Raw genomic sequence first — 22,729 nt, 5'->3', positions numbered from 1 at the left:
GCCACCCATGACCAACCTTTGTCCCTGCGGTACCGGCAAAAGCTTCGGCGAGTGCTGTGAGCCCCTCGTCACAGGCGCGCGCGCAGCTCTCACCGCCGAAGAGCTGATGCGTTCGCGCTACACCGCTTATACCCGTGCGGAGATAGGCTATATCCACGACACCACACATCCGGACCACCGGGCCGATTTCGACGAGAAGGGAACCCGCGAGTGGGCCGAATCATCCCAGTGGGAGGGGCTCGAAATCCTTGCCACTGCAGGCGGAGGACCCGCCGACACCGAGGGGCGGGTTGAGTTCGTCGCCCGATACCGTGACGCCGGAGGGCGCCGCACCCACCACGAATTGGCCGAGTTCCGCAAAGTCGATGATGCCTGGTATTTTACCGATGGCTATGGGATCAAGCCCCAGCCCGCCGTGAGCACCAAGGTCGGACGCAATGATCCGTGCACCTGCGGCAGCGGCAAGAAGTACAAAAAGTGCTGCGGCGCCTGACCTTGTTCGCCGTCTGATCTTCACCGCGGCGCCCATTCGGCGCCGCGGTTCGTTTTTCCGCTCCGACGTCACCCCCTGAAGGCCCGTTCCACTTCATCCCGCAGCAGCGATTCCCTTCCCGTGTAACGGGGGGAGAAGTGGAACGGGACCACCCGCGCAACGCCCGCATCCCTGGCCAGTTCGCCTGCAATGCGGGCGGTCAGGTGACATCGCTCGCCGGCGCGCTCCCGCTCTTCATCCAGGAAGGGGGCCTCTATGAAGAGGTAATCGGCATCGGCGGCCAGTTCCACGATGAGACGCCGGTTTTCCGTGGTCGGCGCTGCGTCCGTGACGTAGACAATCTTCTGTCCGGCCACGGTTTTGGTGAAACGCTCCCGCAGTTCGCCGAGAGGGAAACACGCCTCGCATTCTTTTCCACCTTCCCGCCACCATACCCTGAAGGGCTCCCCGTCGTCCCTGCCCCCCAGAATTGCCCGTTTGAGTTCCGCCAGCCACGCCCCAGTCGGCAATCCCGCCTCCCGCAGGCGGTTCTTGAGAATGTGCACGTGGCTTTTTTCTTCAAGGGCAAAGGCGAGGCAGGGGATGCCATGATCGAGGAAGACGCTTCTGACGCGGAAGGCCTCTTCATCCAGGAGCACTCCGCCGGCGGCGCGATCCCGCCGTTCGTTCTCCCTCGAAAATGCGGCAAGACAATGAAACTCCGCGCTGTGAACGCTTCCGTCCGGATGAAGCTCGGCGGCAGCGACGGTGAAGTCGGTGGGGAAGGTTTCCACCAGGTTCCAGGTGTATCCCGCCAGTCGTGCTGCCACGTGATCAACGAATCCGGGTGGCCCCAGCAGGTGAAGCCGTTTTTCCCGGCCGAGGCAGAGCCTTACCACCCGGTCGAAGCCTATGAAGTGGTCCACATGGGTGTGGGAGACGAAAATGTGGGAAAGGCGGAGCACCTTCCGGGGCGGCAGTGGAGCCGTGTCGCCAAGGTCAAACAGGACCGCCCGCCGCCCGAACAGAAAATCGACGTAGAGCCCCGGATCATCGAAAGGGCCATTTACAAGATGAGGGTGAAAAAGTGGCGGCATCATCAGTCTCCCGTGGCCTTTTGCGGGCAAGTGTATCACGTCTTGAGTTGTGGGTATTGTCTTTGCATTAAAAAATTAACGTATTTTGATTTTTGGTTGTATGGTGGCGCAACTGGCGGAATGTTGATGTAATTTTGGAGATGACTCCCCGCAGGGACGCGAGGTCTTATCCGTGAAAACAATGAGTGACCCGCCTAAAAACGGTATCGAATCGATCATCGTCACGACCCTCGTGGCGCTAACGGCCTTCTGGTTCGCCGACACGGTGATCGATGCCGTCATTCCCCAAGTGGAATGCGAATGCGGCCGCCTTCACGCTCCGACCGTGCTTGCCTCTCTGTTCCACCTGATCCCCCTCATTGCACAACTGCTGCTCATTTTCTTTGTCCGCAGACTGTTCAGCGAGCGCCGGTTGCTGGTCCGGAAGCTGGAAGCGGCGGTGGCCGCTGCCCTGGATGAAAAGGCCAGGACCGATGCCGTCATTGACGCGGTCGGCGACGGCGTCTGCATGCTCGACCGGGATTTCCGCATCGTCTACCAGAACCGGGCCCATGAGCGACTGCTCGGCGAGCACGGCGGAGAACGTTGCTCCGACGCATACGACGAAGACCCGGACGCCTGCCGTGACTGTCCCGTGGCCCGCGCCATGGATACCGGCGAGGTATGCACGGGAAACCGCCGGTTCATCAGCAAGGGGGAGACACGTCTTCTGGAGATCACCTCTTCACCGGTGCGCAATGCCGCCGGTGAAATCGTCGCCGGCGTCCAGGTGGTGCGCGATGTGACCGAGCGCAGGCGCAGCGAGGAGGAAATCAAGTCCCTCAATGCCTCTCTGGAGCGCCGCGCCAGGGATCTGGCGGCCAATAACCGGGAGTTGGAGGCGTTCAGCCATTCCCTCTCCCACGATCTGAGCGCCCCGCTCGCCAAGATATCCTGCGCCGTTGAGACGCTGCAGGAAATCTACGGCGAGCAGATGGGCGACGACGGTCGGTTCCTGTTGTCGTGTATCTGCGAAGGGAGTTCCCAGATGGATGACCTCATGGAAGCCCTCCTGGCCTTGAACCAGGTTTCGCGAAAAGAGCTCCGCCGTGAAAAAGTCGACATGGGAGCACTGGTCAGCCAGCTTGCCCTGGACCTGCGCCGGTCGGAGCCGGCCCGCCGGGTCGATTTTGTCATTGCCCCCGATCTGACGGCCGAGGGGGACCCCTCAATGCTCCGCGTAGCCTTGCAGAACCTGCTGTCCAATGCCTGGAAATTCACCCGGAACGTGGATGGCGGCCGGATAGAATTCGGCTCCGTTGACCGCAACGGCGAACGTGTCTTTTATCTTCGCGACAATGGCGCCGGTTTTGACATGAGGCAGGTGGGACGGATATTCGAGGTGTTCCAGCGACTCCACGACGAGAGCCTGTTTCCGGGCACCGGCGTGGGGCTCGCCACCGTACAGCGGGTTGTCGAGCGGCACGGCGGCACGGTTACCGCCCACGGCGTGCCGGGCCATGGGGCAACCTTCACCTTCACCCTGCCGTAGCCGGCGTTCCCTCGATCGGGCGAGACGGCGGACGCCCGCCCCTCCGATCGCCTGCATTTTGTGTGTGCAAATGTGGTGGTTGTGGTAGCGTTACTTTACCACATCGGGTTTCTGCTGGTGTAAAACTGCCCAGGACGTCTAAAGAACACCGGATCCGGGTTGAAGCGAAAGGATGGAATATGGTCGAAAAACGGAAGACGGGGAGGGCAAAAAAGCGCCTGTCGCTCAGGTTCGGAACCGATACCCCCAGTCGGCTCGCCTTCACTGAAGATGTCTCGCCCCGCGGCCTCTTCATCAAGACCACCAACCTCTGCCCGCCGGGCACCCTCATTCAGATCGAACTGGAACTTCCCGATAGCGAGCCGGTCTTTCTGGAAGGGATGGTCAGGTGGTCCAAAAAGGTCCCCCCCCAGGTCATCCACCTCGTCAAGAAGAGCGGTATGGGCATCAAAATAACCCAGTTCATCGCCGGAGAGGAGCGCTACCGGCGCTTTATTGAAGAATTGCGCCGCACTCCGTAGCCATATTCGTTGATGCAAAACTACTGCGCAGGACATTGGCTGGTTTGCGCGGCGTTCACACCCTCGCCCTTATCCTCTCCTTCTTCGATGAATTCCCGTATCAGTTCGTAGGTCCGGAGCGGCTGCTCCTCGTGGGGATTGTGGCCGCAGTCACCAATGACGGCAAGCCGTGCCGACGGCAGGGCGTTGACCAGGCGGCGGCCCTGTGTCGGCCGGACGATGCGGTCGTTTTCTCCCCAGATGATGAGGGCGCGGATGGCTATCTCTCCATACCGTTGAATGACGGCTGAGACATCGGTCCGTGAAAGCTCCCGCACGGTCCGGATCAGCACCCGCGCTATCCCCCTTCTGCCGAAGCAGGTTTCGTAACGCCGGATGCGTTCCGCCGTGATGGCGGCGGGGTCCTGGAATACCGCGCGGAGGGTCCGCGTGACGATCAGTCGTACCGGGATCAGGGCCATGCCGAGCCGGGCGAGCACCGGCACCCCGAGCAGTCGCATGAAACGGGGAAGCCGCTGGGGGTAGGCGGCACAGTCCAGGAGAATCAGCCTGTCGATCAGTCCGTCGTCACCCCGTTCGTTGGCGCGGAGGGCAACCAGCAGCGCGATACCTCCGCCGAGGGAATGCCCCGTGAGCACGAGTTGGCGAAGTCCCTGTGCCGTGATGAAGGCCGTGACCACGGCGGCCTGTTCTTCCAGAGAATACGAACCGCGCCGCGGTTTGGACGAAAAACCGAATCCCTTCAGGTCGATCAGGTAAAGGGTGAAGCGGTCGGGGGGGAAGAGGGGGGCCAGGTCGTCCCACGTGCTCAGGGCCGCGGCGAAACCGTGGATGAAGACCACGCTCACCGGGCCACGGCCGTGGATACGATAGTGAATGCTGGTGTCGGGGGAATAGGTGAAGAAGGAGCCGGACGAAGTGCTGCTCATGGTCGCGGGTCAGCCGGCGCGCTGGCCGCCGGCCCGGCTCTCGGTTCCGGGGCAGGGGGCGGCGCTGTCCTGGCCGATGCCGGACATGATGTGGAAAATGCCGCAGGTGGCATACGGTTTCCCGTCCCGGAAATTGCACGATACGGAGCCGGTGACCGGCACGGTACGGCCGTGTTTTGTTACGAACGAGAAGGAGACCGGTCCTGAACGCGCGCCGGCCAGCAGTTTCATGAATATCTCGCGGCAATGATCCACGGACTCAGGATGGATGACGTCAAAGATTGAGAGCGTGGCGAGATCGTCGTCTGTGTAGCCCAGAGTGGTACGCCATGCCCGGTTCACATAGTTGATGGAACCATCGATGGCTATGCTCTGGAACAGGTCGCTGGCATTGTCAAGGATCAGGTCATACATCCCCTCTCGTTCGCGGAGCGTGTCGAGCACCCGCTTCTCCTCGGTAATGTCCGTATAGAAGAGAACCACGTGGGTGATATCGCCGAAGCGGTCCTTGATGGGGGCGCCGTGGACGTTGAACCATCTCCCGACGCGGCCGCACTCGCTGCGCCGCTCGGCGCGCTTCGAGGCTATGATGCTCTTGAAAATGCAGCCTTCGGGATATTTCGTGCGGCAGATGATTTCGTCGCAGGTCTTCCCGATGGGGTTGCCGTCGTAGGCGAATATCTTCCGGGCCTGGGAGTTGCTCGCCTGGATGTTCATCGAGGTGTCCAGCACGAAAATGGCGGCGTCGGAACAGTCGAAGATTCCCTGTATCTCGTCATGGGCCAGCTTCAGCTCGGCATTCACCTCTTTCATGTGTTCGAGAATCTGTTCGAAGGAATCGCAGACGATGCCGATGGGGTCCACTTCCAGCAGGCTGCGGTCGTCAAGCTCTTCGTGGCGCAGGGGGAGGGTGCCGATGGTGGTCAGGAGGTGGTTCGTCTTCTCCCGGATATAGGCGATCGCCTTGCGCTCCCGCTCGGCCAGTTCCTCGTTTTCCCTGCGGAGCCGGCGTATCTCGTCCCTGCCGGACAGATTGCCGAAAAATGATTTCAACGTATCAATGAGGCCCATCGCTTCCGCCCGCCCGTGAGATCGTCAGCACGTAGTAACCGTTCCGTTTTTCCACCTGGCCCCCATATCCCATGTTGCGCACCGTTTCCGGGATCGTTATGGTTGCATCCCGGTTGTCGGTCAGGAACACGAGCATGCAGCTCCCGTTCTTGAGGCTGGTGCGGTGGTGGTTGATTTCCTTCAGCGCAATCAGCAGCGTGGAGGGGCAGATCTGGCCGCGGATGTCGAATTCAATGGTTTCCATGACATCAACCTCTGTCGCGAGATGGTCCCGAAGCCCGTCCGGTGCGGGTCATGCAAGAAGCCGGATGATGATCCTGCTCCCCAGCCAGGCTCCGGCCAGGAGCCCTGCTGTAAAGATGATGCTTTGCCACGCCAGGATCGGCAGCCCTCCGGCCAGGTGCCAGATGTTGCAGGAGGGGGCCATTCGTGCGGCAAGGCCCATGAGTATCCCTCCGGTTAAGGCGGCCAGGTACTGCCGGGCCGGGATGCGATAGCGGAGGCCGAGCTCTCCCAGCAGGAGTGCGGAAAGCGCGCTGCCCGCGATGATTCCGGCGATGACCGGTACCTGGACGAGCACGATTGCGTCCGATCCCGGCGCGGGCCCGCCGATAAGGGGCACTTCCCCGAGGGGCGTCGTTGCCGCAAGGTTGAGCGGGAGCGCCCGAAAGTAGTGAAGTTCGGCAACATGCCCGGGGATGACTCGGTCGAGAAGCCATCCTCCCGCCTTTGTGTAGGACGTAGTCACCCCCAGCGGCATGGTGGTGGCCATCACGGACAGGAGGCTGACCCCTGCCAGCGCCAGCGCCGTCCGCCACGGCTGGAGGTAGCCTTCCACCTGCGCGTGGCGGGTCAGCATGCCCCGGCGTTGCCAGTGGAGGACGACCAGGGCGGCTACGATGGACAGCGGCGTTGTGAGCCAATAGGGTTCAATCCCCAGAAACGCCGGCACCGTGACTCCCAGTGCCGGCATGGCGGTGGCGTCGGCCAGGCGCTTCCAGACGGGGTGGATCTCTGCGTAGAGCGCGCTCCCTGTCATGAGCCCCGCCAGTGTGACCATGGCGGCGGCGTTTCCCGCCCCGATCCGGTAGAGGGTCCCCACGACACACCCTCCCGCCAGCACCATGCCGACGCCGAAGATGGCGCCTCCCGCAAGGTTCGACGCGGAGGGTGTTCCGAAAAGGGGGAAGGGGTACAGCGGCACCAACCCGCACACGCGTGCGACCTCGAACAGGACCATGGCAGCCGCTGACATCAGCAGTACCGGCCTGAGCATAGTGGCGCTGCCGAAGAGGAACAGGTCGCGAAACGCGCCCGCCATGCAGAAGTCGGAACGGTGCATGACGAATCCCGCGACCATTCCCAGCAGCAGGCCGGCTGCCACAAGGGATGCGGGATTCCCGGTCATGCTCGGGACTGTGCCCTGATCCGGGCACTATCGGGTAGGCATGCTTTCATTAGTATCTTTATCGGCAATACGGCAGGAAACTTGAGCGGCGGACCTCCTGATTTCATCGCCGTTGCGTCAGGGGTCGGGTACCACCTTGACGGCCACCCGTCGATGACGCGGCCCGTCGAATTCACAGAGGTAGATCGACTGCCAGCTGCCGAGCAGCAATTTCCCCTCCACAATGAAGACCGTTAGCGAGGTTCCCGTGAGGGTTGATTTGATGTGTGCGTCAGAATTTCCTTCCGCATGGGTGAAGTAGGGATCGATAGGGACAAGCCGATCGAGAAAGTTGACCATGTCGCGCTGAACAGCCGGGTCGGCCCCTTCGTTGATGGTGATTCCCGCCGTGGTGTGAAGCACGAACACGTGGCACACGCCGTTCCGGACGGCGGCGGACCGCACCTGCTCCTGCACCGCGGACGTGATGTCGATCATGTCGGTTCGCGATCTGCTCTTGAATTCCAGGTGCCTGATCATCACGTCCCTCCTCCCAATCGCCCGGCGGGCTCATCTTATCTTCAACTTTTTCAGCATAATGCCGAGATATTTGTTAACGGGGTGTTCTCGGGCAAGAAAGTTCAGGACCGGCGGTTTCCGCAGGCCGAGCCTGCGCAGCTCTGATTCGATCAAGGTGTTGCGCTCATAGAGGAGCCCCTGGCGAAAGGTTCTGATGGCGTCGTCCTTGCGACCGGAAAGGAGGTAAACCTTCCCCAGGTTCAGATAGAGGACCGAGCTGCGGGGTTCACGGCGAACCGCCTCCTCGCAGAGCCGGGTAGCATGCTCGAACTGTTGCCGCTCCCGGGCAACGCAGAAGGCGAGATAGGACCAGTTGACAGGGGTGCTCTGCAGCTTCACCGCCCGTTCGAAGCATTCGAGTGCTGCAGCGGTCCTTCCGCTGTTGGCAGCCTTCATCCCGCGGGCGACAAGTTCCTGAAGTTCAGTTCCGGGCACGGCTTCCTCCCTGGGCATAGTCTGGTAGTATTATAAATCGTTGACGACAGGAGTAAACAGTTAAGGTTGATCGTTTGAATTTGTCTTACCATTCACGTTACGCTTATGGTATACATAAAACCGTTTTATTAATACTAAAGGGGGCGTCATGAACATTCATGAGTACCAGGCAAAGGAAATACTGAGCGCCTACGGCATCCCGGTTCCCCGGGGGCGTGTGGCCCTCACCTCCGACCAGGTGGAGCGGGCGGCCAAGGAGATGGGTGGGCGTTGCGTCATCAAGGCCCAGATCTATGCCGGCGGGCGCGGCAAGGCCGGCGGCGTCAAGCTGGTCCATTATCCTGAGCAGGCCCAGGATTACGGCAAGGAGCTTTTCGGGCGTCGCCTCGTCACCCCCCAGACCGGTCCCGAAGGTCTCAAGGTCCGCCGCATCCTGGTGGAGGAGGCCGTCGAGATCGCCCGCGAGTTCTATCTCTCCATTACCCTCGACCGTTCCACCTCTCGCTACTGCCTCATCGCTTCGGCCGAAGGGGGGGTGGACATCGAGGAGGTGGCCCAGAAGTCCCCCGACAAGATTCATGTTCTCACCATCGACCCCTACACGGGCCTCCGTCCGTTCCAGGCCCGCCGCATCGCCCTGGCCCTCGGGCTTTCCGGCACCCTCTGCGAGGACTGCGTGGAGCTGATGCTCAATCTCTACAAGGTGGTTCTGGAAAAGGACTGCTCACTGGTCGAGATCAACCCCCTGGTGGTCACCCGGGCCGGCTGGCTCATGGCCATGGACGCAAAGATCAATTTTGACGACAACGCCATCTTCCGGCACCGGGAATACCCGGACATGATGGATTACTCCCAGCTCGACACCCTGGAGATCAATGCCGGCAAGTACGATCTCTCCTACATCAAGCTGTCCGGCAATATCGGCTGCATGGTCAACGGCGCGGGGCTCGCCATGGCCACTCTCGACGTGCTCAAGGAGTTCGGCGGCGAGCCGGCCAACTTCCTGGACGTCGGCGGCGGTGCCACCCGCGAGAAGGTGGCCGAGGCCTTCAAGATCATCCTGGAGGATGCGGACGTGAAGGGGGTCTTCGTCAACATCTTCGGCGGGATCATGCGCTGCGACGTGATCGCCCAGGGGATCATCGAGGCTGCCAGCGAGGTGCACTGCACCCTGCCGATCGTGGTCCGGATGGACGGCAGCAAGGTGGCGGAAGGGAAGCAACTGCTGGTCGAATCGGGGCTCAACGTCCAGACCGCCGACTCCCTGGGCGAGGGGGCGGAACGGATCGTGGGGATGCTCGGGTGAACGGGTCCGTAGGGGCGATCCTTGTGGTCGCCTTCTGTCAGGGCAAACACAAGGTTTGCCCCTACACATCAATTGACGGAGATCATCAATGTCCATACTCATCAACAGCGATTCGAAAATAGTCGTTCAGGGCATAACCGGCCGCAGTGGCCTCTTCCATACCCAGCAGTGCCGGGACTACGGCACCAGGATCGTGGCCGGCGTCACCCCCGGCAAGGGGGGAATTCACATCGAAGGGATTCCGGTCTTCAACAGCGTCGAGGAAGCGGTCAGGTACACCGGGGCCAATGTATCCATGATCTTCGTCCCGCCGCCGGCCGCGGCCGACGCCATCCTTGAGGCGGCCGACGCGGGACTGGAACTGGCGGTCTGCATCACCGAAGGAATCCCGGTGCGCGACATGGTTCCGGTGAAGCGCATCCTCCAGGAGAGCCGGACCCGGCTCGTGGGACCGAACTGCCCTGGCGTCATCACCCCGGGCGAGTGCAAGGTGGGGATCATGCCCGGCTATATTCACAAGCCCGGAAAGATCGGCGTGGTCTCACGCAGCGGCACCCTCACCTACGAGGCGGTCAAACAGATCACCGAGGCGGGGCTCGGTCAGTCCACCTGCGTCGGCATCGGCGGCGACCCGATCATCGGCATGAACTTCATTGACGTGCTCAAGCTCTTCAATGAGGACAAGAATACCGAGGCCGTCTTCATGATCGGCGAGATCGGCGGCACCGCCGAGGAGGAAGCGGCTTACTGGATCAAGGAAAACATGAAGAAGCCGGTGGCATCCTTCATTGCCGGCGTCACCGCCCCTCCGGGCAAGCGGATGGGGCATGCCGGCGCCATCATCACCGGCGGCAAGGGAAAGGCCGAGGACAAGATCCGCACCCTCTCCGAATGCGGGGTGGTGGTAGCCACCAGTCCCACGAAGATGGGTGTTGCGATGCTGGAAGCCCTGGGCAAGGGCTAGACGGTTCCGTCATCCTGTGACAGAGCCCGTACCCTCGCGGGGTACGGGTTTTTTCGTTCATTTCACGAGGCGAGGGGCATGACCTCGGCCGACGGCACGATCCTGTCCCCATCCTCGCTGACCGCGTGGGCACTGTGCTCAATGAGGTCGTAGAGGTGCCGGTACTTGGCCACTTCCATGGGCTGGGCCGTTTTTCTGCCATAGTACTTGCCCGGATGGGCAAAGACATCGGTGGCCACCCGGTCGTCGTAGAGGGCGAAGTCGAATGAGCTGTTGGTGTCGCGGCCGATGATCTCGCCCGCTGCCGGCAGCTCGTCCCGGTACACGATCCGGATGTCGATGTCGTCGCGGTAGTGGCTGAGGAGCACCTTCTGCACCTCCGGCTCTCCAAGTTCTTCCCGGTTTACGACAAATATCCGCCTGATCCTCACTCCGCGGTCCAAGGCGCGCAGGTTTGCCTGGTAAAAATTGACCAGGGCGCCCCTGGTCCACCATCCCACCGTCAACGGATCAACGGCGCGTATTTCGCGCACCGTCTGATCGGACAGCTTCGCCCCTTCCAGGTAGAACTCATTCTCGTCCAGTGGAATGTATCCCTGCTGGAGAATCGTGATGGTGCGCCGGGTGCCGGCGATCAGCTCGTGGGCCTTTGCCAGGCATTCGGGGTCAGTGATGCTGGCCATGGCAAAGGGGATTTCATGGGCCTGATGATACTGCTCAACCAGGTGCGCGCGGTTTTTTTCAATGTCCTCCCGGATCAGGTAGGTGACCAGAGCCAGCAGGATGCCGATGCCGAAGATCACGTAAGCGGCCTGTTCATAATGAAGCACCAGGTGGAAGAAGATCGCCAGACCTGATCCAACCAGGAATTCGATCCACACCGCCATTTCCTGTATTTTCTTACCAATGGTCATAATGTTTCCTCCTTGATCGTCGCCACAACAAAAAGCCGGATCGCCTGAATATCGAGTGATAATTCGGCGACCCGGCTGTCTCGGTGAGACCCTGTGGGCTTTCCGTCCCATCCTCGCGGATGGTTTAGTATTGTCGTGTATCTGCGGCAGGTGTGATGCTATGTCGAAAAGTGATTCATACCTTAATGTATTTCAATCCGGAATGTCAAGTTGAAGAATGTTACGATTCAGGTTCAGCAATGAAATTGCCTTGAATTTCCGGCTGGTTTCATGCCCCCGCAAGGCCCACATCGCGAGCCAGCTCCCGCCATGCGGGCAGGCTCCGTTCGATGACTCCCCGATCCACGCAGTAGGCGATCCTGAAGAAGCCGGGCGCGCCGAAGCCGGCACCGGGGACGAGCAGGATGCGGTGCTTCTGGGCCATGGTGACGAACGCCACATCATCTGCCAGCGGCGATTGGGGGAAGAGGTAGAAGGCGCCGTCGGGCTTCACCATCCGGAACCCCATGGCGGTGAGGCTGTCGTAGAACAGGTCCCGCTTGGCCTGGTATTCGCCGATGTCCACGGAGGACCGCTGCAGCTTGGCCACGAGCCGCTGCATGAGGGCCGGCGCATTCACGAAACCGAGCACCCGGTTGGAGAAGACCGCCCCTTCCATGAACTGGTCCACACCGCGGGCGCGGGGATTGGCCGCCAGATAGCCGATCCGCTCGCCGGGCAGGGCCAGGTCCTTGCTGTGGGAGGTGACGATGACAGAGCTCTGTACGAACCGGAAGATGTTCGGCACCTGCTTGCCGTCGTAGCTGATGCGGGCATAGGGCTCGTCGGAGATAACGTAGATCTGGCGGTCTAAGCGCCGCTCCATCCGTGCCACCATCTCGCCCAGAGCAGCCAGGCTCTCTTCGGGATAAATGACACCGGTGGGGTTGTTGGGCGAGCAGATGATGATCGCCCGGATCTTGGCGGTCATGGCCGCCTCGATGGCCGCCACGTCGAGCTGGAAGGTCTCGCGGTCGGTCCAGACCTCCCGTGGCACGCCACCGTGGTTGTCGATGTAGAACTTGTATTCCACGAAGTAGGGGGCCAGGATGATCACCTCTTCCCCCGGGTTGAGAATGGTCTTCAGGACCACGTTGAGGGCGCCGCCGGCCCCGCAGGTCATGATGACGTGATCGGCCTTCACCTCGAAGCCTGCCGCCTCGGAAAGGACTTCGGCCACGGCACCGCGGGTTTCCGCATAGCCGGCGTTGCTCATATAGCGGTGCATGCCGGGCACGGGGTGCCGGGCCAGGTTGAGGAGTTCTTCCCGGAACTGCTCGGGCGGCTCCGTGTCGGGATTGCCGATGGTGAAGTCGTACACATTGTCGGCGCCGTGGATCTGCCGCAGCCGCTCCCCCTCCTCGAACATTTTGCGAATCCATGACGACTTGGAAATGTGGCCGGCGATTTTCGTGGCGATGGGCATGGCGAACCTCTGTGGAAAATAATGTATATCAGCTTGTAACACAGGGGAGGGGGAAGGGCAAGAGGGGGGATTAACGGGAGTGCTCATGCGTTTGCCTGTTGAAGGAATGAGAATTGCTTACTATTATGGTGCGCTGATGGCAGCCGGTGAGAGGTCGTCGTGAATGAACGAGTACGGGCAGGCAATGGGGGTACGATGGCGGTGAACTGGTGGAAGTTGCGGATTCTGGTTGCAGTGTCTGCGTCGCTATGGCTGACTGCCGATGCTTCGGCCATGTCGGCCTTTGCCAGAAAATACGGCATGCAGTGTGATGGGTGTCATTCCAGGATTCCGAAACTCAATGAGTTCGGGACGGCCTTTCTCAAGAATGGTTTTGCCATCCCCGCCGGTGCGCATCCCCCGGTGTCGACGGCCCGCAAGCCTGAGAGTGAAATAGAGCCAACGGCATTGATACCGGTCCTTCGCGAATCTCGTGAGCCGGCCACCAGCGCTGCTCCGGTTGGGAGTCCCGAGGGAGTGGTCGCCTCCGACCGATCAGTAGAACCGCTTCCGGAACAGACGGCTACCGAGGCCCCTCCCTCTCCCCCGCCACCGCCCATGGTGCTGTACAAGCTGAAGGCGCGGGACGGAAGCGCATATTACACCGATAACCCCCGGGCCGCCGCTGATCTGCAGGAGCCGGCCGCATCGCCGGCACGCAAGGCCGCCGGCAGGACGCACGGCAAAGCGGTGCCGGAAACTAAGGCCCCGGCGCGCCGTCGGTTACCGGTTGCGCCGGATGCCGCCCCGCCACCCTTTCGGAGTTTTTCTGAATGCATGGAACATCAGCTGGTTGATGCGCCTCCGCCTGGCTCCGCCGGTGAGATGATGGACCTGCTCACTGAGGCGGAGCGGGTCTGTGCCGGCTATCCGGCGGCAAAACGCTGAGCGCCGCGCTGGAAACGCCCCGCTGTGACCTCCGGCCATATGCCCGCTCTCGAGGGACATGACGCCGCATGTTTTTCATAGTATGGTGCCGATGCCTCTCGTCGGGTTTCTCCGCATCCCCTGCCTTATGTGCAGACTGCGGTTCCCGGCGGTTTGGCATGGGCGTTGCTGCGCATGATAGTGGGGTATCGTTGCGGGGCAAGATGAAGTCAAAAAGACGGAAATCGGGGCCAAGGAAATGACGAAGCCGGGAGAGATGATCAGAGGATGTCTTTCAAGCCAGCAGGGCATGAGTCTCGTGGAGATGCTCATTGCGCTGCTGATTCTGGTGGTCGGCTTTCTATCGGTCATCATGGTCCTCTGGATGTCAATCAATTCCGGCAGGTTCACCCGCGACATGACCATGGCGGCCAGTCTCGGCCAGGATATGCTGGAGCGGTTCACTGCCCGCAGTTACGGTTCGCTGTCTGCCACCGGGGGGGCTTTTGAACCCTATACCACCGCAAATGCCTCAGCAGTGGGCTATGTCAGGGAGGTGAAGGTGGAGGACAATGTCCCTGAGGCGGGGATCAAGACCGTTACGGTCAGGGTCAGATGGAGCAGCAACGGCCGCGAGAGGTCGAGAACGTTCACCATGCTGAAGCGGGACTACTAGAGGCGGCGATGACGGTATTCCGGTCTGGTGGCACAAAGGGGTACAGCCTTGTTGAGGTGCTGGTGGTGATCGTGATCTTCGCGATTATCACGGCCGGCGTTTCAGCAGTGTTCCTTCGCGGGCAGCACGAATACCTCGTTCGGGAAGAGACCGTCCGGATGCAGCAGCAAGCACGGCTGGCCATGACTGCCATGGAGCGGGACCTGCGGATGACAGGCTATGGCCTGAGCGATGTGGGTAACCTGAAGATACGGTTCTACAACAAGGGGGTCGGCACGGTTACCGATAATTTCTACGCGGTTGCCGAGGCAAACGTCTTCGGCTCCCCCAAGGCGGCAGTGCCGGCGGCGGATACCGATTCCATCGCCATCCGTTATTGCGATCAGCCCTCCGACGCGATGCCGGACATTACCCTGTCAGGAAGTGTCCCGCCGCCATCGTCGAGCAATACCCCGGTCAGTTCGACCGACGGGATTAACGCTAACGACCTGATCATCATCTACGATCCCACTGATCTTGCCAAGTACGGCTCAATCCTGATGGTAACGGATACGACGTCCGCCGGCGGATTGTCGGTCAAACACGGCAACGGAGCGGGCGACGGGCCATTGGCCTCCTTCTACAATCCGTCCAACCCTGCCGTCAACCTGTTTCCACCGGGAGGCTATCCGGTTGGGGCCAAGGTGCTGAGACTGGCCCCCGAGGCCCTCCGCACCGTGAGGTACTACGTGGATGCCGGTATGAACCTGCGCCGGCAGTCCCAGGCCGGCCTGACCGGTGCAGTGGAAGAGCGGCCGGTCGCCTCGGGAGTCGAGGATTTTCAGGTCAAATATCACTTCAGGGATGGCACGTGGCTCGATGCCCCCGTCACCGACGACCCCGACCACGACGTCGACAAGCTGAGGGCTGTGCGGATCAGCATTATCGTGCGAACGGCAAGGCCTGATCGACAATACGGGGACGGAGATTCCATACGGCTCACCGGGGACGACGGCAACGGTGTGGCCCGGAGCGGGGGAGGGTATCGCCGGATGGTGATGAGTACGACAATCTCGCTGCGAAACCTTGCCGTCAGGGATATGTGAAAAGGGAGATGCGATGGCCCGCCCACTGACAAACAACCGGGGAGCCGCCCTGGCGCTGGCCCTTGTTCTGATGGTGGTGCTTTCCCTGATGGTGGCGATCCTGTACCGGACAACCCTCATGGATATGCTCTTCAGCACCCATTACCAGGAATCCCAGAAGGCTTTTTTTGCCGCTGAATCCGGGGTGAAAGCAGGCTTGTCGTGGCTGGCGAACCAGGGTTCCGCGCCTGAAAACCAGCTTAACCCTGCCCCGTGGTTCAGCAACACCACTACCTCCCGACCGACCGCAGCCACCGTATGGAGCGATGACGAGTCGGTCACGGCAGACGGAGTGGTGAGCGGCAGATTTCGTTACTACATCCAGCACCTGAAGAACGCACCTGCTTCCTATGCGGGGGGCGAGAGCGCCAAGCAGGGGACATCCACATCGGCCGGGGCGATGGTTCACTACTACCGGATTACGTCCGAAGGTGAAAACAGGAACGCCACCGTCACGAGGCAAATCCAGGTGGTCACCACTGCTGCCTATTAGGAAGCCTGCCATGAGCACCGACAATACGACTCTCAAGAAATTTGCCCTGCTGGCTGCGGGGATGGCCTTTGCCGGGGTCGTCGCTTCCCTGGCACTGGCAGCGGTCTCGCAGATCCCTCTGTTCCTGCTCAATATCTCCCAGCCCAACGTCATGATCCTGCTCGACAACTCGGGCAGCATGGACACCATCATGCAGCACTCGGCGTTCGATCCCAAAACCCGTTACAGCGGCGGGTTCGACAACGACCGGACCTACTATCAGACAACCAGTAACGGCTATCACTATCTGTCGACCGGAAACGACTATGTCCGGGACGACAAAAAGGGTAACTTCACTAAAAACAGCGTCACCATCAAGCTCCCGCTTCCCTATGACGATACCCGCTGGGACGGGAACTATCTCAACTGGCTGTTTTATCATGCGACATCGAGCCAGCACAGCACGGTGAGCGCGGATGCCGCGCTCCAGAAAACCCGGATCCAGACGGCGCGGGGGGTCATCAGCAATCTGGTCAAGACCGTGTCAGGCGTCAGGTTCGGGCTGGCGAAGCTGAATGTGGACGGCTATGACAGGTTCGGCAGGAAGCAGACTGACGGCGGGAGCATTGTCAGAAACTGCGGCGACCTGACCTCAGCCAACGTCGACACGAGCGTGAACGGGGTCAGCGCCGAAACCTGGACCCCCCTGGGCGAGGCCCTGTCTGAGGTCTGGCAGTACTTTAAAGGGGGGACTTCCCTCTATAACTCCGGCGTTTCCTATGCGAGCCCCATCACATCCAGTTGCCAGAAGAGTTTCACCATTGTGGTGACCGACGGCGAACCGACCTATGACGGCTGCTACCGGGGAGACTTCAGCTCCCATGGGTGCGACAATGCCGCGGATGCCGACAGCCACCTGGCCGATGTGGCCGCCCATATGAACAGCAGCGACGCAACCTCAGCCTATGGCGGCACCCAGAGCGTCACCACCTACACCATCGGCATGACCATTGACAGCAGCCTCCTTCGGACGACCGCCGAGAACGGTGGCGGCTCCTACTACACCACCACGTCGGGCATCGACCTGGCAACGGCTCTCCAGAACGCCGTCAACGAGATCCTCGGCAGACAGTCTTCCGCCAGCGCCGTGGCGGTCAGCACCTCATATCTCACCTCAAACACCACGCTCTACCGGGCCCGGTTCGATTCGACCGATTGGAGCGGCTACCTGGAGGCCTACGGCATCAACAAGGCAAACGGTGCCGTTACCGGCTATCCCAATTCGCCGAAGTGGGAGGCCGGGGCGCTGCTGAATGCCAATTCCGCCCGCACTGTCTATACTGCCGGCGTCCAATCGGGAGTGTACCGGCGGGTCGACTTTACCTCCGCCAATGCAGCCACCCTTGCCCCTGCCGGGTTCATGAATTTCTCGTCGGCAAGCACCGCGTCCATGATCGGCTACGTGCGGGGCGATGCCGAACCGGCCGGTTATCGGCATCGGGCGAGCAAGCTCGGCGACATGGTCCAGTCGGCTCCGGTCATTCTCGGGCCGCCGGACGGTTACTACAGCGACAACAACTACGCCACGTTCAAGCGAAACAACGCCACGCGCCAGTCACTGATCCTGGCCGGGGCCAACGACGGGATGCTGCATGCGTTCAATGCCGATACTGGTGCCGAGGAGTGGGCCTTTATTCCGAATATCCTCCTGCCCAAGCTGAAACTGCTCCGTGCCACCCCGTATACTCACACCAACTACGTCAACGGCGCGATCACGGTGGGCGATGCGTTCATTACCGCCAAAGGCCTCGACGGCAAGTCCGAAACATCGTCTTCCTGGCGTACCATTGCGGTCTGCGGCCTGCGGGAGGGAGGCAAGGGCTATTTCGCCCTGGATGTGACCGATGCCACCAACCCGATTCCCCTCTGGGAGATCACCAATACTTCACCAAGCGAAACGAGCGGTACGGTGGTGGGGCTGGGATATTCCTTCGGCACCCCCCTGATCGTCAAGCTCAAGGATAGTTCCCAGTCGGGCGGCTTCCGCTGGGTTGCGCTGCTGGCCAATGGTTACGAGGGGACCACCTCGGGGCGTGCCGCAACCCTGATCGTGGCTGACCTGGCAACGGGGGCGGTTATTCGGGAGATCGTCGCGGATGCGAGCACCTTCAGCGGCGTCTCGCCCAACGGCCTCGCCACGCCGGCCGCCATTGACAGGAATGCCGACGGCTTTGTGGACTATGTGTATGCCGGAGATTTGACGGGCCACCTCTGGAAGTTCGACCTCTCCAGCAGTAACAGGAGCACCTGGGACGTGGCTTGGAAACGATCGGGGACTCCCGTGGCCCTGTTCCGGGCGAAAACTGCCGCGGGCAGTGTCCAGCCGATCACAACGGCCCCCGACGTGGTTCTGCGCGGCGGCTACCAGATCGTCTTTTTTGGCACCGGCAAATACTATGAGTCCACGGACATCTCATCTACCCAGACCCAGACCTTTTACGGGGTCTATGATTACAACAGCACCAGCAACCCCGATAACGCCCAGGCTGCCAACGGGGCCCTGCTCACCCGTGCCGACCTGACCGCCCAGACGGTTACCCGGGTCGACGAAGGAGGGGGCAGTTGGCGCACCTCGTCGAACAATCCGATCGGCCTGAGCAAGGGGTGGTACCTGGACCTTCCCGTGGCTGGGGAGCGGGTGATCACCGATCCGGTGGCCCGGTCGCGCAAGATAATCTTCACCACCTTCATCCCCAGTACCAATGCCTGCAGTTTCGGCGGGATCAGTTGGCTCATGGAGCTGAATATGGACACCGGCGGGGAAGTGATCAGGCCGGTATTCGATGTGAATCTGGACGGGAAGGTAGATTATGGCGACACGGTACTCGGCGATCTCAAGGTGAAGCCCACCGGCACCCTCCTGGGGGACGGTCTCGCATCGACGCCTGCCATCGTGGGGGCCGGAGATGAGCACGAGTACAAGTACATCACCAAGACCACGGGAGAAATCATCAAACTGCTGGAGGGAGGCGGGCATAGCCAGATCGGCCTGCGGAGCTGGCGCCAGCTCAAGTGACGGCGCTACATGATCGAGAAGTTGGTGTGGATGGTCCGCTGCAGGTCCTCGATCCGGAGCAGGGCCTGACGGATCGCTTCACGCTCTTCAGCGGGCAGGGTGTACGGGTTCAGGTAGTAGGAGCTCTTCTGAATTCCCTTTATGACCTTGATCTGAAGAAGAATCCGGTGGCGGGTGAGCACCTCGTAGGCTTCCACGAGTCCGTGGGCGAACGGGGGCGAGAAGCTCCCCTCCCGGGCCAGGTGCTCGATCCGCTTCACGGTATTGGTGGCCGGCACCCCCTGGTTGATGGCGAGGATGCGGACGTTCATCACCAGCGGCGCCCAGGCCAGCAGCTTCAGGTTGAACTCCCCCTTGTGTTCCCCGGATCCCTCGGTCCAGAGCCGTTTGAGAAATCCCAGAGCCAGTTTCATTTCCGTGGCTGCCTTGGCCATGCCCCAGAGCACCTGGAAATAATCCTTTTCCAACGCCCTGATGGTTGAGGTGAGCGTTTCCGCCAGGTTCCGGTCACCGGCCACGTGCCGCGCATCGGAGATCACGATCAGGTCCATGAGGTTCTTGGCGTAGTCCTCGTATTCGTAACGGACAATGGCCAGAAGCTTGCGTCGCCACTGGGAGAGCGAGCCGCGCCAGGTGGGGTTCGACGGCATGATGTCGCCGGTGCACTTCTTGAACCCGATCTGTGCCAGCCGCTCCACGATCAGTTCCGAGAACTCCCGGAACCATTCATCGGCCGCCTCGCCGCCCCCGTCCCCATAGACAATCAGGTAATCCTGGTCCGTGATGAGGGTCTGCTCCTCACGACCGTCGCTTCCCATGCTGCAGAGGGCATAGGGGCGGGGAGGTCGGCCATGGCCGTTTTGCTCCATCTCCTCCTCTGCCAGGGCAAGCGCTCGGTCGGCCAGGATGTCCCGGTATTCAGTGCAATTGGCGTGCAGAGCCGCCACGGAGCTGATGGCGAGGAACCGTTCCATCTCCAGCACGTTCAGTTCGTCATGGATGGCACGCAACTGCTGGTAATCGGATTCGTCGTGAATCCGGCCGTGGAGTTCGCGCTCGTGGGAAGCAAACCCTTCCGTGGCCCGCAGCTCGCGGGCGAACATCTCCCGCAGTTCCGCCAGGACCAGCGCCACTTCATCCCGATCCAGGAATCGGGCGAAATCCCTTACCCGATCCATTATTCCGGCTATGTGCTGTTCAACGCTCTGGGGCATCTGCTGGGCGCTCCGAAGGCAAAAAAAGGGGGAAGGCTGACCTTCCCCCAGAGTGTAACACAATGTTTGATTCGTGGACAGCCAGTTAGTGGTCCACTGCTTTGGCAATGCCGATGCCGGTATTCTGGCGGACGTACAGTTCGTCGAACATTTCCTCGGAACGCCGGCTCGGGAAGGCAAGGGCCGCGACGATTGCCACTATGAAGCCCAGCGGGATGGATACCACCCCCGGATTCTTCAGGTTGAAGAGCGGCTTGTCGAGACCGAGCATCGACTTGCCGTCCTTGTTCTTCGCGTAGTCTGCCTTGGCCTTTTCGAGGTCCTTCATTTCCTTCTCGGTAAGAACCGCGCCGCCGGCCTGCTTCTCCTCCAGTTTTACCACCACCTTTTGCGCATCTTCTGCCACTTTCTTCGGATAGGTCATGTTGGGGGAGACCATCACCAGGGCGATGGACACGATGGTGCCGGTCACCAGGCCCGCCACGACGCCGGCGGTGTTGAACTTCTTCCAGAAGAGGGAGAGAACCACGACCGGCAGGTTGCCCGAGGCGGCAACGGCAAAGGCCAGGGCCACCAGATGGGCGACGTTCTGCTTCTCAGCGGCGATGCCGATGGCGATGCCGCAGGCGCCGACCACGAAGGAGGTGATCCGGGCGGCCTTCACCTGCTCGTGCTGGTCGGCGTGGCCCCCTTTGATCACGTTCACGTAGATGTCGTGGGCGATGGCAGCAGAAGCAGCCAGAACCAGACCCGAGACAACGGCGAGGATGGTGGCGAAGGCAACGGCGCAGAGGAACGCCAGGAGCAGGTCGCCCACGAAGGGATGGATGTCGCCACCCAGCTGCTGGGCGAGCATCATGGCGGCCATGTTGCCACCCTTGTCCACCTGCATGATGGATTGAGGAGTAACGTGAATGGCGGCGCCGAAGCCGAGCAGCGTGGTCAGGATGTAGAAGGAGCCGATGATGAACATGGCGATGATAACGGACTTGCGGGCAGCCTGTGCCGTGGGCACGGTGAAGAAGCGCATCAGGATGTGAGGCATGCCGGCGGTACCGAGCACTAGCGCCATGCCGAGAGAGATCTGGTCGAGCGGGTTCTTCAGGAAGAGTCCCGGCTCAAGGAAGCGCTGCCCGTAATCGAAGCCGGCCACAGCAACGGGGTCCTTGAGAACCACCTTCTGCACATGCTCGATGACGTTGGGGCTGGTGGCGATGTCGTTGAAGAACTGGAACGGGTTCATGCCGGACTTGAGGCCGACCAGGACGGAAAGAAGCGCTGCACCGGTCATGAGGAGACCGGCCTTGATGATCTGAACCCAGGTGGTTGCGGTCATGCCGCCGAACACGACGTAGCCGACCATGAGGATACCGACGCCGATGACGGCGGTCTTGTAGGGGATGCCGAGTAGCAGCTGCATGAGCTTGCCTGCACCAACCATCTGGGCGGTCAGGTAGAAGGTGGAAACGGCAACGGTGGAGATGGCGGCTACGGCTCGCACCGACTTGGGCTCGGTCCGGAAGGAGAGGATGTCTCCCAGGGTGAACTTCCCAGCGTTGCGGCAGGGCTCGGCCACGATCAGGAGCACCGTGATGTAGGCCACGAGCCAGCCGACCGAGTACATGAACCCGTCGTAGCCGTAGAGGGAAATGATACCCGAAATCCCCAGGAAGGAGGCGGCGGACATGTAGTCGCCCGCGATGGCCCATCCGTTCTGGGTTCCGGTGATGCCGCCGCCGGCGGTGTAGAAGTCGGCGGCCGACTTGGTCTGCTTGGCCGACCAGACGACAACCATCATGGTGGCGCCGATGATGGCCAGGAAGATGGGGATGGTAACCATCGGGTTGGCCTTCAGTTCGTGCTTCTTCTCGGCCGGTGCCGCCGGCACGGCGGCCTTTTCGGCAACAGGCGCGGCCGGGGTCGGCGCCGCAGCCTGGGCAGGGGCCGCGACGGCCTGCTCCTGGGGCGCGGCCGGGGCTTTGGCCGGTTCGCTGGCCCAGGCGAATGTGCCCAGGGAGAGGGCAAGGGAAAACGCTGCAATGAGTCTCTTCATCGGGTTCATTCCTCCTTACTTCAGCTCATCCACCAGCTCGCGGGTGAGCCGGTCGAAGTCTTTGTTGGCCACATGGGCGTAGTACATGGCGATCCCCCAGGAGACGAAGAACTGGGAAAGGGCGAACAGGTAGCCGAAGTTGATCCTTCCCAGGATCTTGATTTTGAAGAGGCCGGGGGCATAGGCTGCGCCGATGGGGAGGAGGAAATAGAAAACGGTCGAAAAGACCCACCAGCCAACGAGGAAGGTGGTCTTTTTCCGGTGGAGCTCGATGAACTTGGGGTTCTTCGCAATGGCGCTCCAGTCATACTGCTTTTCTGCCATGGTTCAGTTACTCCTTTCATGTGTGGTAAGCGCATCGAGAGCGGCGTCCCGCCCTGGGCCGAAGCGCTTGTGACGTCCTCGGTTTCGGTTTGTTGTCCTCCTTTCATAGTGGGCATGCGGGTATGAGCCGGTTGTTTCTTGCCGCTCGAGCAGGGCTCCGGCAAAGAGACCGGTGGGCTGTAAATGGCAATGTTGCCGGGGGGCTACAACTGG

22 protein-coding genes and 1 riboswitch are annotated in these 22,729 nt (G+C 61.2%); of the genes, 10 read left to right on the top strand and 12 right to left on the bottom strand.

Annotated features, from left to right (window positions below):
* Positions 1-7: 7 nt before the first annotated feature.
* Positions 8-493, top strand: a complete 486-nt coding sequence (locus AABA48_RS09390) for a YchJ family protein (protein WP_286350230.1) — start codon at positions 8-10, stop codon at positions 491-493.
* A 68-nt stretch (positions 494-561) separates the two neighbouring features.
* On the opposite strand, the gene AABA48_RS09385 is transcribed toward AABA48_RS09390, so the two are convergent.
* A complete protein-coding gene (locus AABA48_RS09385) occupies positions 562-1,569 on the bottom strand; it encodes a ribonuclease Z (protein WP_286350229.1) in 1,008 nt (335 codons plus the stop codon).
* Positions 1,570-1,750: 181 nt separating this feature from the next.
* Here AABA48_RS09385 and AABA48_RS09380 point away from each other — a divergent pair, with 181 nt between their 5' ends.
* Together AABA48_RS09380 and AABA48_RS09375 are read left to right on the top strand one after the other, a co-directional pair.
* Positions 1,751-3,100: a sensor histidine kinase gene (locus AABA48_RS09380; protein WP_286352528.1), complete on the top strand. Its 1,350-nt coding sequence runs from the start codon at positions 1,751-1,753 to the stop codon at positions 3,098-3,100.
* Between the two features lie 179 nt (positions 3,101-3,279).
* The gene (locus AABA48_RS09375; protein WP_286350228.1) at positions 3,280-3,621 is read left to right on the top strand and encodes a PilZ domain-containing protein; all 342 of its coding nucleotides are present in this window, start codon (positions 3,280-3,282) and stop codon (positions 3,619-3,621) included.
* 20 nt (positions 3,622-3,641) lie between these two features.
* On the opposite strand, the gene AABA48_RS09370 is transcribed toward AABA48_RS09375, so the two are convergent.
* The 6 genes from AABA48_RS09370 to AABA48_RS09345 all read right to left on the bottom strand — a co-directional run bounded on the left by AABA48_RS09370 (position 3,642) and on the right by AABA48_RS09345 (position 8,022).
* Positions 3,642-4,550 (bottom strand): alpha/beta fold hydrolase, encoded by a 909-nt coding sequence (locus AABA48_RS09370; protein ID WP_286350227.1) that lies wholly within the window; start codon positions 4,548-4,550, stop codon positions 3,642-3,644.
* Between the two features lie 9 nt (positions 4,551-4,559).
* Entirely contained in the window at positions 4,560-5,621 is a 1,062-nt protein-coding gene (locus tag AABA48_RS09365) for a PAS domain-containing protein (protein ID WP_286350226.1), read from the bottom strand.
* Positions 5,608-5,865 carry a sulfurtransferase TusA family protein gene (locus AABA48_RS09360; RefSeq protein WP_286350225.1) on the bottom strand — a complete coding sequence of 86 codons (258 nt, stop codon included), beginning with the start codon at positions 5,863-5,865 and terminating at the stop codon, positions 5,608-5,610. Before AABA48_RS09360 ends, AABA48_RS09365 begins: the two co-directional genes overlap by 14 nt.
* 48 nt (positions 5,866-5,913) lie before the next feature.
* Positions 5,914-7,029: a YeeE/YedE family protein gene (locus AABA48_RS09355; protein ID WP_286350224.1), complete on the bottom strand. Its 1,116-nt coding sequence runs from the start codon at positions 7,027-7,029 to the stop codon at positions 5,914-5,916.
* A 117-nt stretch (positions 7,030-7,146) separates the two neighbouring features.
* Positions 7,147-7,548, bottom strand: coding sequence for a secondary thiamine-phosphate synthase enzyme YjbQ (locus AABA48_RS09350; RefSeq protein ID WP_286350223.1), 402 nt, complete (start codon positions 7,546-7,548; stop codon positions 7,147-7,149).
* Positions 7,549-7,578: 30 nt separating this feature from the next.
* The gene (locus AABA48_RS09345; protein ID WP_286350222.1) at positions 7,579-8,022 is read right to left on the bottom strand and encodes a tetratricopeptide repeat protein; all 444 of its coding nucleotides are present in this window, start codon (positions 8,020-8,022) and stop codon (positions 7,579-7,581) included.
* Between the two features lie 148 nt (positions 8,023-8,170).
* Here AABA48_RS09345 and sucC point away from each other — a divergent pair, with 148 nt between their 5' ends.
* Both sucC and sucD read left to right on the top strand, forming a co-directional pair.
* Positions 8,171-9,328, top strand: coding sequence for an ADP-forming succinate--CoA ligase subunit beta (gene sucC / locus AABA48_RS09340; RefSeq protein ID WP_286350221.1), 1,158 nt, complete (start codon positions 8,171-8,173; stop codon positions 9,326-9,328).
* Between the two features lie 88 nt (positions 9,329-9,416).
* Complete coding sequence (gene sucD, locus AABA48_RS09335; RefSeq protein WP_010941720.1) at positions 9,417-10,292, top strand: succinate--CoA ligase subunit alpha; 876 nt, start codon at positions 9,417-9,419, stop codon at positions 10,290-10,292.
* 62 nt (positions 10,293-10,354) lie between these two features.
* On the opposite strand, the gene AABA48_RS09330 is transcribed toward sucD, so the two are convergent.
* Both AABA48_RS09330 and AABA48_RS09325 read right to left on the bottom strand, forming a co-directional pair.
* On the bottom strand, positions 10,355-11,206 hold the full coding sequence (locus AABA48_RS09330) for a hypothetical protein (RefSeq protein ID WP_119332144.1): 852 nt from the start codon (positions 11,204-11,206) through the stop codon (positions 10,355-10,357).
* Between the two features lie 62 nt (positions 11,207-11,268).
* A riboswitch (cyclic di-GMP riboswitch) is annotated at positions 11,269-11,345 on the bottom strand.
* A 129-nt stretch (positions 11,346-11,474) separates the two neighbouring features.
* The gene (locus tag AABA48_RS09325) at positions 11,475-12,671 is read right to left on the bottom strand and encodes a pyridoxal phosphate-dependent aminotransferase (RefSeq protein ID WP_286350220.1); all 1,197 of its coding nucleotides are present in this window, start codon (positions 12,669-12,671) and stop codon (positions 11,475-11,477) included.
* A gap of 159 nt (positions 12,672-12,830) precedes the next feature.
* Between AABA48_RS09325 and AABA48_RS09320 the strand changes: the two genes are divergently transcribed.
* The 5 genes from AABA48_RS09320 (at position 12,831) to AABA48_RS09300 (ending at position 18,925) form a co-directional block, all read left to right on the top strand.
* Entirely contained in the window at positions 12,831-13,598 is a 768-nt protein-coding gene (locus tag AABA48_RS09320; protein WP_286350219.1) for a cytochrome C, read from the top strand.
* A gap of 238 nt (positions 13,599-13,836) precedes the next feature.
* Positions 13,837-14,253, top strand: a complete 417-nt coding sequence (locus AABA48_RS09315) for a type IV pilus modification PilV family protein (RefSeq protein WP_286350218.1) — start codon at positions 13,837-13,839, stop codon at positions 14,251-14,253.
* 8 nt (positions 14,254-14,261) lie between these two features.
* Positions 14,262-15,338 (top strand): PilW family protein, encoded by a 1,077-nt coding sequence (locus tag AABA48_RS09310; RefSeq protein ID WP_286350217.1) that lies wholly within the window; start codon positions 14,262-14,264, stop codon positions 15,336-15,338.
* A 13-nt stretch (positions 15,339-15,351) separates the two neighbouring features.
* A complete protein-coding gene (locus AABA48_RS09305) occupies positions 15,352-15,870 on the top strand; it encodes a PilX N-terminal domain-containing pilus assembly protein (RefSeq protein WP_286350216.1) in 519 nt (172 codons plus the stop codon).
* A gap of 10 nt (positions 15,871-15,880) precedes the next feature.
* Positions 15,881-18,925, top strand: a complete 3,045-nt coding sequence (locus AABA48_RS09300; protein WP_286350215.1) for a pilus assembly protein — start codon at positions 15,881-15,883, stop codon at positions 18,923-18,925.
* Between the two features lie 5 nt (positions 18,926-18,930).
* Here AABA48_RS09300 and AABA48_RS09295 read toward each other — a convergent pair whose 3' ends face one another.
* The 3 genes from AABA48_RS09295 to AABA48_RS09285 all read right to left on the bottom strand — a co-directional run bounded on the left by AABA48_RS09295 (position 18,931) and on the right by AABA48_RS09285 (position 22,516).
* Positions 18,931-20,139: a putative nucleotidyltransferase substrate binding domain-containing protein gene (locus AABA48_RS09295; RefSeq protein ID WP_286350214.1), complete on the bottom strand. Its 1,209-nt coding sequence runs from the start codon at positions 20,137-20,139 to the stop codon at positions 18,931-18,933.
* Positions 20,140-20,224: 85 nt separating this feature from the next.
* Complete coding sequence (locus AABA48_RS09290) at positions 20,225-22,192, bottom strand: solute symporter family protein (protein WP_286350213.1); 1,968 nt, start codon at positions 22,190-22,192, stop codon at positions 20,225-20,227.
* 15 nt (positions 22,193-22,207) lie between these two features.
* Positions 22,208-22,516, bottom strand: coding sequence for a DUF485 domain-containing protein (locus AABA48_RS09285; protein WP_286350212.1), 309 nt, complete (start codon positions 22,514-22,516; stop codon positions 22,208-22,210).
* Positions 22,517-22,729 lie beyond the last annotated feature (213 nt).

Source organism: Geobacter sp. 60473 (genome assembly GCF_036323535.1).
In the GTDB taxonomy this organism is placed as follows: domain Bacteria; phylum Desulfobacterota; class Desulfuromonadia; order Geobacterales; family Geobacteraceae; genus Geobacter; species Geobacter sulfurreducens.
This window is presented reverse-complemented; position numbering and strand designations above follow the sequence as displayed.